At 51.7% G+C, this 15,900-nt stretch carries 16 protein-coding genes; 9 read left to right on the top strand and 7 right to left on the bottom strand.

The window, feature by feature from the left end; all coding sequences use genetic code 11:
- The first annotated feature begins 10 nt into the window (after nucleotides 1-10).
- The 3 genes from METH11B_RS0114570 (at nucleotide 11) to METH11B_RS0114550 (ending at nucleotide 3,649) form a co-directional block, all read left to right on the top strand.
- Entirely contained in the window at nucleotides 11-532 is a 522-nt protein-coding gene (locus METH11B_RS0114570) for a YcxB family protein (RefSeq protein ID WP_020484184.1), read from the top strand.
- Nucleotides 533-725: 193 nt separating this feature from the next.
- Nucleotides 726-1,307 (top strand): hypothetical protein, encoded by a 582-nt coding sequence (locus METH11B_RS0114565; protein ID WP_155931129.1) that lies wholly within the window; start codon nucleotides 726-728, stop codon nucleotides 1,305-1,307.
- A gap of 821 nt (nucleotides 1,308-2,128) precedes the next feature.
- The gene (locus tag METH11B_RS0114550; protein ID WP_036277585.1) at nucleotides 2,129-3,649 is read left to right on the top strand and encodes a fumarate hydratase; all 1,521 of its coding nucleotides are present in this window, start codon (nucleotides 2,129-2,131) and stop codon (nucleotides 3,647-3,649) included.
- Between the two features lie 43 nt (nucleotides 3,650-3,692).
- Here the strand turns inward: METH11B_RS0114550 and METH11B_RS0114545 are convergent, their stop codons facing one another.
- Complete coding sequence (locus tag METH11B_RS0114545; protein ID WP_026602642.1) at nucleotides 3,693-4,262, bottom strand: Uma2 family endonuclease; 570 nt, start codon at nucleotides 4,260-4,262, stop codon at nucleotides 3,693-3,695.
- Between the two features lie 151 nt (nucleotides 4,263-4,413).
- On the opposite strand from METH11B_RS0114545, the gene METH11B_RS0114540 reads away from it, so the two are divergent.
- From METH11B_RS0114540 to METH11B_RS0114520, 5 genes are all read left to right on the top strand, one after another.
- Nucleotides 4,414-5,418 carry an AraC family transcriptional regulator gene (locus METH11B_RS0114540; RefSeq protein ID WP_026602641.1) on the top strand — a complete coding sequence of 335 codons (1,005 nt, stop codon included), beginning with the start codon at nucleotides 4,414-4,416 and terminating at the stop codon, nucleotides 5,416-5,418.
- A 163-nt stretch (nucleotides 5,419-5,581) separates the two neighbouring features.
- Complete coding sequence (locus tag METH11B_RS0114535; protein WP_026602640.1) at nucleotides 5,582-6,871, top strand: NAD(P)H-binding protein; 1,290 nt, start codon at nucleotides 5,582-5,584, stop codon at nucleotides 6,869-6,871.
- Nucleotides 6,868-7,341, top strand: a complete 474-nt coding sequence (locus tag METH11B_RS0114530; protein ID WP_026602639.1) for a DUF2269 family protein — start codon at nucleotides 6,868-6,870, stop codon at nucleotides 7,339-7,341. The genes METH11B_RS0114535 and METH11B_RS0114530 overlap by 4 nt, the downstream gene beginning before the upstream one ends.
- Before the next feature lie 3 nt (nucleotides 7,342-7,344).
- Nucleotides 7,345-7,926: a DUF4166 domain-containing protein gene (locus tag METH11B_RS0114525; protein WP_026602638.1), complete on the top strand. Its 582-nt coding sequence runs from the start codon at nucleotides 7,345-7,347 to the stop codon at nucleotides 7,924-7,926.
- Between the two features lie 223 nt (nucleotides 7,927-8,149).
- Nucleotides 8,150-8,644 (top strand): SRPBCC domain-containing protein, encoded by a 495-nt coding sequence (locus METH11B_RS0114520; protein ID WP_026602637.1) that lies wholly within the window; start codon nucleotides 8,150-8,152, stop codon nucleotides 8,642-8,644.
- A 76-nt stretch (nucleotides 8,645-8,720) separates the two neighbouring features.
- Here the strand turns inward: METH11B_RS0114520 and METH11B_RS0114515 are convergent, their stop codons facing one another.
- Nucleotides 8,721-9,797 (bottom strand): alkene reductase, encoded by a 1,077-nt coding sequence (locus tag METH11B_RS0114515; protein ID WP_026602636.1) that lies wholly within the window; start codon nucleotides 9,795-9,797, stop codon nucleotides 8,721-8,723.
- A gap of 494 nt (nucleotides 9,798-10,291) precedes the next feature.
- Here METH11B_RS0114515 and METH11B_RS0114510 point away from each other — a divergent pair, with 494 nt between their 5' ends.
- On the top strand, nucleotides 10,292-10,555 hold the full coding sequence (locus METH11B_RS0114510) for a hypothetical protein (RefSeq protein ID WP_197026964.1): 264 nt from the start codon (nucleotides 10,292-10,294) through the stop codon (nucleotides 10,553-10,555).
- 211 nt (nucleotides 10,556-10,766) lie between these two features.
- Here METH11B_RS0114510 and METH11B_RS0114505 read toward each other — a convergent pair whose 3' ends face one another.
- The 5 genes from METH11B_RS0114505 to METH11B_RS0114485 are packed head-to-tail and all read right to left on the bottom strand — an operon-like array spanning nucleotide 10,767 to nucleotide 15,871.
- A complete protein-coding gene (locus tag METH11B_RS0114505) occupies nucleotides 10,767-10,985 on the bottom strand; it encodes a DUF3820 family protein (RefSeq protein ID WP_020484197.1) in 219 nt (72 codons plus the stop codon).
- Nucleotides 10,986-11,043: 58 nt separating this feature from the next.
- Nucleotides 11,044-12,090: an NUDIX domain-containing protein gene (locus METH11B_RS0114500; RefSeq protein WP_026602634.1), complete on the bottom strand. Its 1,047-nt coding sequence runs from the start codon at nucleotides 12,088-12,090 to the stop codon at nucleotides 11,044-11,046.
- A gap of 11 nt (nucleotides 12,091-12,101) precedes the next feature.
- On the bottom strand, nucleotides 12,102-13,802 hold the full coding sequence (locus METH11B_RS0114495; protein ID WP_026602633.1) for an NAD+ synthase: 1,701 nt from the start codon (nucleotides 13,800-13,802) through the stop codon (nucleotides 12,102-12,104).
- Between the two features lie 20 nt (nucleotides 13,803-13,822).
- The gene (pncB, locus tag METH11B_RS0114490) at nucleotides 13,823-15,013 is read right to left on the bottom strand and encodes a nicotinate phosphoribosyltransferase (protein ID WP_026602632.1); all 1,191 of its coding nucleotides are present in this window, start codon (nucleotides 15,011-15,013) and stop codon (nucleotides 13,823-13,825) included.
- Nucleotides 15,014-15,022: 9 nt separating this feature from the next.
- Nucleotides 15,023-15,871: an isochorismatase family protein gene (locus tag METH11B_RS0114485; protein ID WP_026602631.1), complete on the bottom strand. Its 849-nt coding sequence runs from the start codon at nucleotides 15,869-15,871 to the stop codon at nucleotides 15,023-15,025.
- Between the last annotated feature and the right edge of the window lie 29 nt (nucleotides 15,872-15,900).

Here is a 15,900-nt window from a genome sequence, read left to right as displayed (position 1 = left end):
AGCGATACACATGTTAGAAATCGAATACGAATTCCGCGAAGAAGACCTGGTCCACTTTAATGAGGAAAGGCTGAAAAGAGATCCGGAAATGCAGAAAAAAATCCGCCAAAACCGCATCTTCGCGCCCGGCGTGATGATGGCGATCGGCTTGTTTTATTACGTTTACTACGTGGACATGACCACCACAGCCTACATCACCATCCTGGCGCTGGCCTGGTCGTTTGCCTCGCCGTTTATCATGAAGATGGATTTACGCCGGCAGTTTTTTGATAAATACACTGAAGCGGAAAAAAAGGCTTTATTCGGCATTCATTGGCTGAGCATCGAGCCGGAATTTCTGCAAGAACGCGCCCCCGGCGGCAAAAGTAAAACCCCCTGGAAAGACATGTTGCGGGTAGAGAAGCATAAAGACTACGTTTACATCTATGTGGATATTGATGCGGCGATTGTGATTCCGCGCGCCACGGTGAAGAAAGGCGATTTGAAGGCGTTTGCCAAGCAGGCTGAGGGGATGATTGAGAGGGCGGGTTGAGTTTTACTGGCGGTTATTGGTGGCATGTCGTTCATTCCGCATACTTGGGTGATATACAGAAACTATTTGATGACTTATTAGATCCCGCATGCGCATGCCCCACCTAATTGCTATCGTCCTTTTAGTGTGCTCGAGTCTCAGTACGTTTGCTAATGGCCTAAAAGATGACCCAATTGAAATTAGATCGTCCTGGATGAGCAGTAAAGCATTATGCAATGATGCCTCAAGAATCCTGAGTAACATTCCAAGGTATAGATTTTGGAATGGTCAGTGGCGGGAAGCCTTCGGCTCAGTTGAATGGGACAAGGATTTTTATCCTTCAATTGACTCCGAAGGAAAGCAACGAGAAAACAAATACGAATTCAGGTCTATTGATATAAACAATGACGGCCAGAGCGACGTTGTAATAAAAGAGACCGGCATGCTCCGCTCAGCTTTGTGGGACTGGCTTTACGTTATGGCACCAGACGAGTTTCGCTCACTCAGAGCAAATCGTACTATCGGAAAATCATTAGGAATAATCCAGCAATTAAATCCGGGCAACGCAGTGATATTTACGAATAAGCAGGAAGCCGTTCCGACCGAGATGCAGATTTGGAGGCACGGCTCCAAGAACTACATTGTGATGCGAGAGCTTCAGTTTTCAACAGAAGAGCACAAAGATCCGGCCTCCGCATATGTGGCTGAGTTACGAGGGCCTTTAGGGGCACCTATAAACCGTCGTGGAAACAGAACGTTGATCCCACGTATGGTTTGTAAGTTTAAACAAAAATGAACACGTCTAACCCCCCGGACAAGTCGTCTAGGGTGGGCACGGTTTTTGTGCCCACGCGGTCAATAGGCTTTCATTTTTGGTGTCGCTAACGCGACGGCTGGTTTTAATGTCGGTTTCACGAAAAACATCCTTGTTTTTCGCCCTTCGGGTGCGGACGCATGCAAATCGGCTATCCTGCCGATTTGTCGGCCCGACAGCCGAGATACTTTCTTTTGTGTGGCCAAAAGAAAGTATCCAAAGAAAAGGCCACCCGGATGCCGCTTATTCCCTGCGCTCCTCGCTTTTGAACGGGGTTGCCGAAAGGGGCTTCCTGCCCCTTCGTCAACGCGCCGCATCCTTGCGGCGCCCCTAGCGGGCTGTTCCGTTCAAAAGCTCCGGTGCTCGGCGCAGCATACGGGAACAAAACCATCCCGATTTCACGATTACCCGTAGATACTGTTAGCAAAGCTTAATCGTACGCAAGATTCAACTCATTCCCCCGATTACGCTCCGCTAATCGGGGCTAAGTCCTTATGTAAAAGTATGAGTAATATCGCCGTCCGCGCATTTTTCCGTGTTCGTCTCTTTTGAGAATGGTCGGGCTGTGCCGATTATGAATCTCGCACGCTTAGCCAGCAATGCCCAGGATTTAACCGGAAAATCAGCGACTCCGGCAGCTTAGCGCCTATAGCTGGGGGGCATGACGCCGCCTGACATCCAACTTGCCGTTTTAATTTTTATGCCGATGGCTTGCACTGGTTTCGGCTACCAGATTTTGATTCAGGGCGGTAGCGGTTCGTGATAAATTTCCAAACATTCTCCTTCATAGCCCGATGACCACCATGACCACCATCCGCCAAACCGAATTTATTCAAAGCATCGCCGATGCTTTGCAGTTTATCTCTTATTACCATCCCAAAGATTTTATAGACGCGCTGTATGCGGCTTACCAAAAGGAGGAAAGCCCGGCGGCGAAAGATGCGATGGCGCAAATCCTGATCAATTCCCGAATGTGCGCCGAGGGCCGGCGGCCGATTTGTCAGGACACCGGTATCGTTACGGTATTTTTGAAGATAGGCATGGACGTGCGCTGGGATGCGGCATTGAGCGTGACCGAGATGGTTAACGAAGGTGTGCGCCAGGCTTATTTGCATCCGGACAACGTCTTGCGCGCGTCGATTCTGTCCGATCCGGCCGGCAAGCGCATCAATACCAAAGACAACACTCCGGCGGTGGTGCATATGGAATTGGTGCCGGGTGACAAGGTGGACGTGGAAGTGGCGGCGAAAGGCGGCGGCTCGGAAGCCAAATCCAAATTTGTGATGTTGAACCCGGCCGACAATATCGTCGATTGGGTGTTAAAAACCGTGCCGACCATGGGCGCCGGCTGGTGTCCGCCGGGCATTTTGGGTATAGGCATAGGCGGCACCGCCGAGAAAGCCATGATATTGGCCAAACAGGCTTGCATGGGTTCAATCGACATTCAGGATTTGATCGCGCGCGGCCCCAGCAATGCGCTAGAAGAATTGCGGCTGGAGTTGTACGACAAAGTCAACGCGCTGGGCATCGGCGCCCAAGGCCTGGGCGGCCTGACCACGGTGCTGGACGTCAAAATCCTGGACTACCCGACCCACGCCGCCAATAAGCCGGTGGCGATGATCCCCAACTGCGCCGCCACCCGCCACGCGCATTTTGTATTGGACGGCACCGGCCCAGCGCTGCTGACGCCGCCGAAACTAAGCGACTGGCCGGAAATTACCCAATCGGCCAGCAGCGCCCGCCGCGTCAATATCGATGGTCTGACCAAGCAAGACGTTGCCGACTGGAAACCCGGCGAAACCTTGCTGCTGAGCGGCACCTTATTAACCGGCCGCGACGCCGCTCACAAGCGCATCGTCGATCTGTTGAACAAAGGCGAGCCCTTACCGAACGGCGTCGATTTAAAAGACAAATTCATTTATTACGTCGGCCCGGTCGATGCGGTGCGTGACGAAGTGGTTGGCCCGGCAGGTCCGACTACAGCCACCAGGATGGATAGCTTCACCGACACGGTGCTGGAAAAAACCGGCTTGCTGGGCATGATAGGCAAATCCGAACGCGGCCCAGTAGCGATAACGGCCATTGCCAAACACAAAGCCGTGTATTTGATCGCGGTTGGCGGCGCGGCTTATTTAGTGTCAAAAGCTATCAAACAAGCGCGTGTCGTGGCGTTTCCCGAGCTGGGTATGGAAGCGATTCACGAATTTGTGGTGGAAGACATGCCGGTGACGGTGGCGGTGGATAGTCGTGGAGAGTCGATTCACAATACCGCACCGAAGGAATGGCAATCAAAAATCGGCAAAATTCCGGTAGTGTTGGCGTAAGTTCTAAGTAGATCGGAAAATTAGAGACGCAGGGATTGCGTCTCTAAGCCACATCGTCGAACGCTATCCCCTCATAAATTTCGGCAACGGCCAATTCCAAGCCGATAGACTGCAACACTGCCCGATCACCGGCTTGATAAAGCCGTAAATCCCATTGATTGTCGCGGCTATAGCATTCGACTCGTTGTGTATCTTGAGCTATCAGCACGTATTCTTCCAGACTGGATAGTTTGCGGTAATGGTGAAACTTTTCGGCGCGGTCGTAGCGTTCGGTGGTGTCAGATAACACTTCGATAATCAACTTCGGCTGGCTGTTGTAATGTTCGGCGGTGTCGGTGGCAGAGCAGGTAATATGTAAATCCGGGTAGAAGAAACAGTCATCTTGGGCGGTTTGGATATGCACCTTCATATCTGAATTAAAAACCCGACAGGGTGTGCCGCGTAAATGCGCAAAAACCAATCCCGACAGGTTCATGCTGATAATGTTGTGTGACCTTTTCGCCCCCGCCATCGCATAAACATCACCACTAATATATTCGTGCTTGATGTCACTAACTAATTCGCCTTGCAGATAATCCGCGACGCTGATCGATAATTTTTCCGCTAACGCCATGTGTATTTCCTCTTGTTCGCCTGTCCGGGATTTTAACCAACAGTGGCGCTAAGCGATAGCACCGATAAACATAGATTCCAAGCCAGCGGTCTTTTGTGCGGCTTGGAAAACCAGGTCTAAACTAAAAACTCATTTTCCCGCTTGGTCTGCCATGCAAATCGCTTCTTTATTATTCATCGGGTTTTCTTTAGGCGCGGCACTGTTGTTAATCATCGGTAAGCTCTTGCAGCGTCAGGAACTGCAACGCGGCTCTGCGCCATGGGCCGGATTTTTGTTGATCGCCGGCTTGGCAGGTATTCAAATCCTGCATCTGGGCTGGATATTAAGCCGATTCGATTACCTGCACTCTGTGCTGTATTTGCTACTGCTATACAGCATCGCCCCCAGCTTTTATTTCTACAGTCGCCAACTATTGCTTACCCAAGTTCACTGCCGCTGGCACGACGGCCTGCATGTTTTACCGTTAGTATTGTGCTTTTGCTTGCCTTACCCGATGGCTTTGCCCGGCGCATTTTTAATCGGCAGCGGTTATTTGCTCTGGCTGGCAAAAACGGTCTATGCGTTGCGCGAACAACGCCGGCGTTTTCATCTGGAACTGTTGGCGTTGGGGACTTTGTTTGCGATTGCCCTGGCGGTGTTGGTGTTGGGTTTTATTTGGCCCTTGCTCAATGAAACCGACTTTATCGGCGCTTACAGCATCTTGATCGGTATGGCCTTTTTCGCGGTAGCATTGACCTTGCTGCGTTTCCCCGGCATCGCCGCCGACGTGTCGGAAGCGGTGCAAGCGGCTTATGCGGAATCGACATTAAAAAATGTAGATAAGTCCGCAGTGTTGGCCAAGCTCGACGTGTTGATGACACAGGACAAACTATATGCGCTGGAAACCCTGAATCTAGCCCTGCTGGCCGAGCAATTGGAGGTGAGTCAGCATCAGTTGTCGGAGCTGATCAATACCGAATTTCAACAAGGCTTTTCCCGCTACATCCGCGAGCAGCGCATAGCCGCAGCGAAACAACTTTTATTGGCAGAGCCCAATGCATCGGTATTGTCGATAGGCTTGACGGTGGGCTTTAGTACCCAGTCCAATTTTTACGCGGCGTTTCGCGACATTGTCGGTGTGGCGCCCGGGCAATTTCGCAAAACGCACGCCGGCTAAAGAAAAAAACTCCATTTTTATCATTTTGTAAATATATATGACGTTGATATTTATGGGTTTATATCCAGCGTAAATTATTTATATTCCTGTCCTATCAATCTGGAAGTTCGTCCAGTTTGCTGTCGTTAACCTGCTCCTGCCTCTCAACTTTTGGAGCAAAACCATGAATATTCTATTAACCGGCGCGACCGGTTTTATCGGCAACGCCGTACTATGCGAATTGCTGCGACAGGGTCACAGGATCACGGCCTGTTGTCGTCACCCCGAACAGCTGCTGATCGATCATCCAAACCTGACCCCATTAAAATTGGACTTCGCCAAGGCCGGTGCAATCGACTCCTGGCTGCCGCATCTGCAAGCTGTCGATGCAATCGTCAACTGCGTCGGCATTATTGCCGAGAACAAAAACCAGAGCTTCGCCCAATTGCACACCCAAGCGCCGGTAGCCTTGTTTGAGGCAGGTGCCCAAGCCGGAGTAAAAAAGATCGTGCAACTTTCAGCTCTGGGTGCCGATGCGGATGCGGAATCGGCTTACCACCTAAGTAAAAAAGCCGCAGACGTCGCCTTACAGGAATTGGTCGTGGATTGGTTTGTCTTGCAGCCGTCGCTGGTTTACGGCCAGGGGGGACAAAGTAGTGGCTTGTTTCATGCCTTTGCGGCCTTACCAGTGCACTTGCTACCGGATGGTGGACACCAGCTTTTACAACCTATTCATATCGATGATGTAGCCGCTACCGTCTGTCGTTGTCTCGAGCCCGCTGTATCTGGCCGTAAGACCTTGGCCTTGGTCGGCCCCAGTCCGATAACTTATGCGGACTGGCTGCAAGGGCTTAGGCGGCGACTGGGCAAACCCAAGGCCAAAACGTACTCTATTCCTTACCACTATGCGTTAATCATGGCGGGTTTTGGCAAATGGCTGGGCGAGCCGATTTTGAGCAAAGACAACGTAGCGATGCTTAATCGCGGCAATTGCGCAGATCCGGGCCCTCTCACTCAGTTTTTAGGTCGAGCGCCCGTCAACTTGAACGAACAATGGTTCGAACAAGCGGCCAGCCAAGCCGAGCGTTGGCATGCCGGCTTGTATTTTCTCAAGCCTTTGCTGCGATACACGATTGCCTTCGTCTGGTTATGGAGCGGTATCACCTCGCTGTTTTTCTATCCGCATCAACTCAGTTACCAATTGTTGGCGCCGCTCGGGGTCAACGGCTTGGGCGCGCCAATAGCTTTATACGGTTTGGCGGCAATGGATATTGCCTTGGGTCTGGCAACTTTAGTGCGGTTTATGATCAACAAACTGCTGCTCTGGCAGTTCTGGATCGTATTGGGCTATAGCCTGGTAGTGGCGTTGTGCTTGCCGGCGTTTGTATTCCACCCGTTCGGCCCACTATTGAAAAACCTGCCGTTTTTAATGTGTTTGTTGATGTTTAGAGCAATGGAAGGAGAACAGTCATGATGTATTTATCGTTAAAATTGATCCACATCCTCAGCGCCATCGTACTGTTCGGCTTGGGTTCCGGCACGGTGTTTTACAAAGTAATGGCTGACAAAAGCGGCGATCATGCGGCAATCGCGACAACCAGCAAACATGTAGTGTTGGCCGATTGGTGGTTCACCACGCCGACCGTGATTATCCAGCCGCTAACCGGTGTCTTACTGGCCGACCAATTGTCGGCCTCGTTCGGCGACGGCTGGCTGTGGTGGACATTGGTGCTGTATTTAATCACCGGGCTGTGCTGGTTGCCGGTGGTGATTTTGCAGATCCGCATGCGCGACATCGCCACCGAGTCACTGGCCCAAGGCCGAGCCTTACCTTATCTGTATCACTATTATTCCAAGATCTGGCTGTGGCTGGGCGTGCCGGCCTTCTTCGGCATGATAGGCATCACCACCTTGATGGTATTTCACAACTCACTCTGGAGCTAAGCCATGTCCGTGTCATTAATGCAAAAAGTATTGGGCGACGATTGGCAACAATTGCCGCAAGTGATTCAAAGACATTACCGAATTTGCAACGGCCAACAAAGTCGGCTCGTGGGTAAAATGGAGATAGGCTATCCAAACTATCTGTTTCCATTGATCTGGCTGATTCATTTGTTCGGCGGCTTGTTGCTGTGGCGCGGGCAGGCGGCACAGGCCGAAGTGGACAAGACCGCCGACGGCGAACTTTTGCATTGGCATAGGACGATGACTTACGCCGATGGTAAAACTGATTGCTTCAGTTCCAGGATGAGTTATGCGGCTGACCACGAGTTAGTCGAGCTGATAGGCTTTGGCTTTGGTTTGTGCTTGAACGTCAGCGTCAGGAACGGCGAATTGCTGTATTGCAGCAATGGCCATTTCTGGCAATGCGGTTCGCTACGGATGAACATTCCGGATTGGTTGTTACTCGGTTCGGCAAGCATCAGCGAACGTGCAATTTCTGAGGACGAGTTCTATCTGGACTTCAGCATCCGCCATCCCTGGTGGGGTGTGAGTTATTACTACCGGGGTCACTTTCGTTATCGATGATAGGTTTATCTACGATAAAGGCGTGGATACAAATGATGCTCTTCCCAGGCGTGATGCTTGGCGTGCATATCCATTAGGCCTCTGTGTTCCAGTTTTTGCAAGCTATCCAGAATAATCGCGGATAGGTCGGAAAAGGCTGTTAAGGTGGGGGTTAAATCGGCTGTAGAAATATTTTCTGGACGATACCGATCAGTTAAAAGTTTTACATCAGGAGGGTTACCTTATGAACGACCAATCATGCATCCAATGGCCAGAGTATTACCGTCCGCAAAATTGCCCGGTGCATGTGCGCAACGAACTGGATATGCCGGCTAAACCAGAGCGGGTTTGGGCTTGGCTGGTGCGGGCGCCATTGTGGCCAAGCTGGTATGTCAACTCGGCCAATCTGCGCATCCTGGAAAAAGCCGGTACAGAACTTAAGCTGGGCACGCGGTTTCGTTGGAAAACCTTTGGCGTCACCATTACTTCCACCGTATTGGAGTATGTGCCGAATGAGCGACTGGCTTGGGACGCGAAGGGCATAGGCGTCGATGCTTACCACGCCTGGCTGTTACGACCAAGCGCGAAAGGTTGCGATGTACTTACCGAAGAAACCCAACATGGTTGGCTGGCGCGTCTCGGCCAACTGTTTTTACCGAAGCGGATGTCCAAATATCACCAAATTTGGTTGGAGTCATTGCAGGAAAAGGCGTTGTCCGGGCTTCCGGGTGGCGATTAAAATCGCCTTGCGAGCATCGCAACCAACTGGCGCGTAGAATTTGTGGCTCCCGCTTGTGCGGGAACCACAAGATTATTTAACCCACTTCTGCTACCAAACTCGGGTAATCGGTATAGCCAACTTTCGGATCTTGCCCCGCAGCGCCATAAAAAGTTTCAGCATGGTAGGGGTTAAGCGCCACATTCAGTTGCAGGCGCCGGACTAAATCGGGATTGGCAATATAGTCCTTGCCAAACGAGACGGCATCCGCTTCGCCGGCGGCAATGACTTGTTGCGCGGTGTCGCGATTAAAGCCTTCGTTGGCAATCAGCACACCGCCGAAACGCTTTTTCAACGCCGGGCTGATACGATTCTCTCCGAGCGATTCCCGGGTAAAAATGAAAGCAATACCGCGTTTGCCTAATTGCTCGGCTACATAGCCAAATGTATTTAATGGATCTGAATCACCCATCGTATGCGAGTCTCCTCTGGGCGCAAGATGCACGCCGACCCGACCCGGCCCCCATATCGAAATGGCCGCATCCGTCACTTCCAGCATCAGGCGGGCGCGGTTTTCAATCGAGCCGCCGTAGGCATCGGTTCTTTTATTGGTGCTGTCCTGCAAAAACTGGTCTAACAGATAGCCATTGGCGCCGTGAATCTCCACACCATCGAAGCCGGCAAGTTTGGCGTTTTCCGCGCCTTTGCGGTAAGTCTCGACAATGCCGGGGATTTCGCTGATGTCCAAGGCTCTGGGTGTCACGTAGTCGCGCATTGGCCGGAGCAGACTAACATGCCCCAAGGGCGCAATGGCGCTGGGTGCGACGGGCAACTCGCCGTTTAGGTAATCAGGGTGCGACACGCGGCCGACGTGCCAGAGTTGCAGCAAAATTCGTCCGCCGGCTGCATGTACCGCTTTGGTCACCTTGGTCCAGCCTGCCACTTGCTCATCCGACCAAATACCGGGCGTATCGGGGTAACCCACACCTTGCGCGGAGACACTGGTGGCTTCGCTTAAGATCAGCCCTGCATCCGCTCTCTGCGCGTAGTATTCGGCCATCAACTCGTTAGGCACGCGGCCGACACTAGCCCGGCAGCGCGTTAAAGGCGCCAGCACGATGCGGTTAGGTAAATTGATGTCTCCAACTTTGATGGGCTCAAACAGGTTGCTCATGTAGTCTCCGTATTAAATGCAATTGTTAGTTGTTTTACCTTACAACACGCTATCCAGTCAGGTATTTTATGGAAAGATGAAATGAGGAGGAACCATCGATCAATACCTGCCACCAAAAAAGTCAGTTCAAGAATAATCGTCAGTTAAGAGATGTTTAAGCCTGCGAGAGAACAATGAGCCGCAACTGAAGATCCCGGATAAGGAGGGTTTATGTTCAGGCTTACCACACTATTAGCAATCATCTTGCTCTTTTCGAGCGCAACCTTTGCACATGAAGGCAATTGGGGTGGCAGACATCATCCTAATTATCAGCGTGATAACTGGGGGTATACCTATAACACCCCGTATTACCGGACATATGCGCCGCCGCCCGCAGTGGGCTATTACCAAGCACCGGCAGATTATTATGGGTTGCCGCCAGTAAGAGGATTTGTTTACCAACAACCCATCCGTGCGCCGCGTTGTGACCGGAATATACGGCGAGGTTGGTAGTCGTGAACACTAGAATCCGCTTGGCACTAATTTTTTTGAGTCTGACGATGTTGAGCGGCTGTGTGGCTTACGCGCCCTATGCCGATTCCTATCCAGCAACGTACACGCCCTATGGGTATGGTAGCTATGGCTATAGTTACGGTTATTCAGCGCCGGTTGTGCCGGTACCCGTACCAATGTTTCGCGGCGGCTGGGGATATGGAGGCTATAGGGGCTATGGCGGGCATCACGGTCACGGGCACTTTGGTCACCACGGGCATCATTAAGCCGAGTATTAGCCAAGTGGAGCGTGACATTATGTCGCATTCTCCGCATTAGAAAACACTGATACTATATTGGCCATTGCAGAGATGTTCAGCGCAATAACTTCCTCCCTCAATCCGACCTAGTGTCGGAATTTTTTTGCCTAAAAATCAAGCCATCTGATATGGGGGAAATGCCGCTCAATGCAGTTGGTACAGATATCCGACCGACTAATCAAAACCTTATTTGTCTGAGCGGATCGAGCAGAGGTTTCAGGCCGTTATGATCCATTTCCTGCATCAATGCCAATAGTCTGCCTAGTTCGCCGCCAGGAAATCCCTCTCGCGCAAACCAGTTGAGGTAGTGACCGGGCAAGTCGGCGATGACGCGACCCTTGTATTTGCCATAAGGCATAGTAACACTGACCAGCTTTTGTAAATCTTCGGGTTTCATTGATGAGTTTCCCTGGCTATTCCGTCCGACCTGTTAAGCTTAAATAAAGTACATCGTTCTAATTGGCTTGAAATGACAGGAAGTTGCACAAGATAGCGAAATGGTCTTCAAACAGCGCTTCTTCCAGCGCTGGCAGCTGCGTGATTGGCACCCAGGCCACGCTTTCAAGATCGTCCGCAGCTTTAATCTCAGGCCAAGTCTTATCCGGCCAAGGGGTTGCCAAAGCAAAGTGATGCGCATGAGTAATGACGCGTCCACGGCACGATCTTCTTGGGTGGGAAAAAACTTTAACGTGTTGCAGACAATCTCGCAAACTGGCATCCGGCACGTTCAGGCTGGTTTCTTCCTTTAACTCGCGTATCGCACCTTGTAATAAGGATTCGCGTTTTTCCAGGAAGCCACCGGGGATAGCCCATAAGCCTTTACCGGGATAATACTTGCGTTTGCCAAGTAATACATGATCGTTGTAGGTAACCACGGCATCCACTGTCGTCGAAATAACATCCCAGGGAATGCCGGCGTAGACTTGATTCTCTTGGTCGATTTTGGCGTATTCGGCTTTTAATATCGTGTATTCAGGACTATTGGACCAATCATTTAGAAATTCCCGCACTGGCATAGAAATGCGACTGGCGATATTTGCCAAGGCTGTCCCGGCACTTTCCGCTGCAAAAAGCTGGTTGCGCAACGCCGTGGCATCGATATCAAGCTCGGACTCTATCTCCACCATCGACCAATCGGGAAAATTATTCAGATAATAAGTGGACTCGTCCTTTTTAAAACCGACCAACGCGACCCGGTCGGCGTCGGAAACATATTCCGCAACCTGCCGTCTGACATCGGCATTCCAAAGTGTGTCGTCATAGTAATCCCGCACCGGCAAAAACCGCAGGCGGGCTTGATCTCTCTGCGGCAGAGTCGTGGTGATCATAGCCGCCCGCTCGGTCCATTTGAACGGATTGCGGATGTTTCTGGACTGAAACGACGAACCGACGATCACCAATACCTCATCGGCGATTTCCAGCGCCCGGTTGGTAAGCTGCTCGTGACCCTTGTGATAGATTTGGTAACGGCCAATCACAATGGCTTTTTGGTATTTGGTCATCGCGTTTACCCTTAGTGCTTGGCCGCAATCGGCATTTGCCGGCCGGCGCCGAACGCTCTGGGCCGCACCCGAATAATCGGCGGCGCTTGCCGGCGCTTGTACTCGTTGCGCGCTATCATGCCGACGATGCGCTGGTACACCGCTTCGCCGGCGGCGGTGGCTCTATAGCTTGCCACAAACTCCCGGGCTTGTTGATATTCCCGCGCAGCCAACTGCTTGCCTTCGATCAGCAGTTTCAAGATTTCATCCAACACCTCGTAAGGCGGCAAGCTATCGGTGTCTTTTTGATCGGGCGCCAATTCAGCAGAAGGCGGTTTCGTTAAAATCGCTGCGGGAATGATTTCTCGCCCCGCACGCTGATTGATGTAAGCAGACAAGCGATACACCTCGGTTTTGTAAAGGTCCCCGATCAGGCCCAAACCGCCGTTGGTATCGCCGTACAGCGTGCAATATCCCACCGATATTTCGCTTTTGTTGCCGGTGGTAAGGACCATTGCGCCGGTGTGGTTGGAGTACGCCATCAGGATGGTGCCGCGTAAACGTGCCTGCAGATTTTCCAAACTCAAACCACGCAGTTCGTCGGTAAAACTGCTTAGAAATTGCGAGCCAAAATCATTCACCAGCGTCTTGATCGGATAGCTGTAAAGCGCTACGCCCAAGGCATCGCAGAGCAGTTGCGAATCGCTCACCGAACCGCTACTGGAAAATGCAGACGGCATCGTGATCGCTATGACATTCTCCGGCCCCAAGGCCTCGGCGGCAATGGCAATCGTTAATGCCGAATCGATGCCGCCCGACGAACCCACCACGACTTGCTTGAAGCCGCAACGCCGCACATAGTCCCGTAAGCCCAACAATATGTGTTGCAGAATGAATTCCTGATCGTTATCAATTTGGGATTGGGCCGGTTGCGCAATGGTTTGAAATTCGCCCTCTGCAAAACGCAGCGTGTCTATCACGGTTTCGAAAGCCGGCCATTCGCGCGCAATTTCGCCATCGGCATTCACCGCAAAGGAAGCACCGTCGAACACAATACTGTCTTGCCCACCGACTTGATTGACGTAAAGTATCGGCAAGCCATGTCGGCGGGCCGCGCCGCAAATCACCTGATGCCTTTGTGTGCGTTTACCAATATTGGACGGGCTGGCATTAATGCTGACCACAAAATCCGGGTGAGTTTCAGCAAGCGCTTCGTAAGGATTGACCGGATAATCGTCGGTATTGTCGTTCCAGCCGTCTTCGCAAATCATCAGCCCGACCTTGTAGCTGCCGATCTCGATGCTAACCGCGCCTTGCTGGCCCGGTTCGAAGTGACGGCGCTCGTCGAAAATATTGTAGGTAGGCAGTAGTTGCTTATGATATTCGGCAATCATTTCGCCGTTATGAACGGCAATCAGCGCGTTATACAGCGGCTTGCCTGGCCCGGTCGACTTTATCGGCATGCCGACAATGGCGCTGATGCCCGGATACTGTTTCGAGAAAGCGGCCAGGTCCGCCAGCGCTTCGTAGGCTTTACGGATAAAAGCCGATTCGTTCAACAGGTCGCCGGGGTAATAACCACACAAAGACAGCTCCGGAAATACCAACAGTTGCGCCTTCTGCTCGCTGGCTTGCCGGAAAGCATCCTGGGCAATCTCAAGATTGCCGGCAAAATCGCCGACCATCGGATTAATTTGCGCGATGGCGACAGTCAAGGCATTACGTGTAGACATAAAAAATTCCTATGCAGAACTTAGGCGTAGTGATTAAAAATCTGCCGCAAATAGGCAATAAAGGTTTGGTCGTTGCATAAGGTCTTGCCGGGGGCGTCGGACAATTTCGCCACCGGGTCGCCGTTACAGCGCACCAGCTTCATCACAATATTCAAAGGTTTGGGACCGCCAAGATCGTTAGTTAAATGGGTGCCGATGCCAAAGCCCAGCTGAATGCGATCCGCAAAGTGTTCATACAGGCCAATCGCCTTGGGAATATCCAATCCATCCGAAAACACCAGGCGCTTGCTGTGCGGATTGATGCGTAGTTTTTGATAATGGGCGATGGCTTCTTCACCCCAAACCACCGGGTCGCCGGAGTCATGCCGCAGGCCGTCAAACAACTTGGCAAAATACAAATCAAAATCGCGCAGAAAAGCATCCATGCCGATGGTGTCGGTTAAAGCGACGCCTAAATCGCCGCGAAACTCCTGCGCCCAATCTTCCAAAGCCATACGTTGAAATTCTCGCAGCCGCACCACATGCGCTTGGTACGATTGCAGATATTCATGCGCCATCGTCCCAATCGGCGTTAAACCGAACTGTTTGGCCAGATACACATTGGACGTACCTTTGAACAAACTCGGCACCTCGGCTTGAAACGTGCGCACGACTTCTTCTTGCCAACTACCCCAGGCGCGCCGGCGTAAACCAAAATCGAAAATCTCAAAGGCGTGGGTTTTTGCGGGCTGTTCGGCAAAGGCTTTTAACGTTGCCAATTTTTCCTGTAAACGCCGCCGGCCTTCAGCGAGCAGCACAGCCTGATCGAAGCGGCGAAAATATAGTTCCGAGACGATGTACAGACAAAAAATCTCGAAATTCATCACATGCACTTGCGGACCCTGGGCTTGAATTCTCAGGGTGTCGCCTTCGGCAAATGCCTTGATGTATTTGCTTCTGAACCGAAACAAGGACAGGAACTCGATGAAGTCCGGCTTCAAGTAACGCAGCTTGGCTAGATAGGCCAGTTCGTCGTCGGCAAATTGCAGGGAACAGAGCTGATCCAGTTCTTGTTTGACATCGCCTAGCAACTCAGCCAGCGGATATTCCGGTGTGCTCCGACAGATAAAATCGTATTCGGCACTGGCTTCCGGGCGCTTATGCAGCATGGTTTGCCACATCGGAAATTTGTACAAATCGTTTTCTAGCAGGCTTTTGACGATGGCAGTCATGAGCATTCCTTATTCTTTAGGGTTTGCGGAGGCGAGTTCTAAGGCAATTTCGGTGCTGGTCGCCAGACGAATGCCCTGTGCGTGCAGTTCGGTAAAAAATTGCTCAACTGCCGCTTCGAATCCACTCACAGGACTCATGCAGTCAGTCAGAATTACCAGCTTGTGTTTTAGCTCTGCGGTACCGAACTGCAAGATGTCGCAAATCGTTTCTTTGACGCAATGACTGCTGGCTTGGCCGGCGATTATTAAACGATCCGACTGAGCGAGCATTTTCAACACGGCCAGATTCAAGTGCGTAGCCTGATCGGCAGGATCGGGAATTACCGCCTTTAACGCCGAAAAGCTTTCCGTCCAAATGTTTTCGCCTTTTTGCACGAGCGTAACGGCTTTGCAGGTCCGCGTTTCCCAGTCGCTCAAGGCTTGCGCCAACTCGGGGTTAAGATTGTGTCCCGGTGTGCCGATTAAACAATGCGGCGGCCAAAGGATAAAAGGCCGCTGCATCTGTTCCAGTTGTTGCAGATAGTTTAGAACATAATCGTTTTGCTCCGGTGACACCGGTGTGGCGGCCAGGCGATAACGGCCAGCTAAAAAATCAGCAGCAGTGACCACGGAAAATGGCGGCGGTGCTGCGCCGTGTTCAGTTAGCCAAGATGTGTTGTGCGCTAGATCGATCATGTGATGGGTATCGAGCGTGGCGATAATGCCGCTAATGGCAAGTCCAACTTGCTCAATCAGCTGCGCCAGTCTCAGGCAATCCTGATAGGCGCCGGGCACGGGTAGGGCCGGAACGTAAGCCTCTTTGGAGTAATCGCAAAAGTCGTTTTGCGCATCGATGATCAGTAATTGAGTATTGGCCATGGGCGTTAACCTGCGAAGATATTTGAGAT

It is taken from the genome of Methylomonas sp. 11b (assembly GCF_000515215.1).
Classification (GTDB): Bacteria; Pseudomonadota; Gammaproteobacteria; order Methylococcales; family Methylomonadaceae; genus Methylomonas.
The sequence above is the reverse complement of the archived record's forward strand: the minus strand, read 5'-3'. Positions and strand labels throughout refer to the sequence as shown.

What these genes read in the sequence shown, in the direction of transcription:
- METH11B_RS0114525 (WP_026602638.1), top strand. Translation starts at nt 7,345, where the DNA reads ATGTCCGTGTCATTAATGCAAAAAGTATTGGGCGACGATTGGCAACAA.
- pncB (WP_026602632.1), bottom strand. Translation starts at nt 15,013, where the DNA reads ATGACTGCCATCGTCAAAAGCCTGCTAGAAAACGATTTGTACAAATTT.
- METH11B_RS0114550 (WP_036277585.1), top strand. Translation starts at nt 2,129, where the DNA reads ATGACCACCATCCGCCAAACCGAATTTATTCAAAGCATCGCCGATGCT.
- METH11B_RS0114520 (WP_026602637.1), top strand. Translation starts at nt 8,150, where the DNA reads ATGAACGACCAATCATGCATCCAATGGCCAGAGTATTACCGTCCGCAA.
- METH11B_RS0114505 (WP_020484197.1), bottom strand. Translation starts at nt 10,985, where the DNA reads ATGAAACCCGAAGATTTACAAAAGCTGGTCAGTGTTACTATGCCTTAT.
- METH11B_RS0114565 (WP_155931129.1), top strand. Translation starts at nt 726, where the DNA reads ATGAGCAGTAAAGCATTATGCAATGATGCCTCAAGAATCCTGAGTAAC.
- METH11B_RS0114545 (WP_026602642.1), bottom strand. Translation starts at nt 4,262, where the DNA reads ATGGCGTTAGCGGAAAAATTATCGATCAGCGTCGCGGATTATCTGCAA.
- METH11B_RS0114515 (WP_026602636.1), bottom strand. Translation starts at nt 9,797, where the DNA reads ATGAGCAACCTGTTTGAGCCCATCAAAGTTGGAGACATCAATTTACCT.
- METH11B_RS0114570 (WP_020484184.1), top strand. Translation starts at nt 11, where the DNA reads ATGTTAGAAATCGAATACGAATTCCGCGAAGAAGACCTGGTCCACTTT.
- METH11B_RS0114500 (WP_026602634.1), bottom strand. Translation starts at nt 12,090, where the DNA reads ATGACCAAATACCAAAAAGCCATTGTGATTGGCCGTTACCAAATCTAT.
- METH11B_RS0114540 (WP_026602641.1), top strand. Translation starts at nt 4,414, where the DNA reads ATGCAAATCGCTTCTTTATTATTCATCGGGTTTTCTTTAGGCGCGGCA.
- METH11B_RS0114530 (WP_026602639.1), top strand. Translation starts at nt 6,868, where the DNA reads ATGATGTATTTATCGTTAAAATTGATCCACATCCTCAGCGCCATCGTA.
- METH11B_RS0114495 (WP_026602633.1), bottom strand. Translation starts at nt 13,802, where the DNA reads ATGTCTACACGTAATGCCTTGACTGTCGCCATCGCGCAAATTAATCCG.
- METH11B_RS0114485 (WP_026602631.1), bottom strand. Translation starts at nt 15,871, where the DNA reads ATGGCCAATACTCAATTACTGATCATCGATGCGCAAAACGACTTTTGC.
- METH11B_RS0114535 (WP_026602640.1), top strand. Translation starts at nt 5,582, where the DNA reads ATGAATATTCTATTAACCGGCGCGACCGGTTTTATCGGCAACGCCGTA.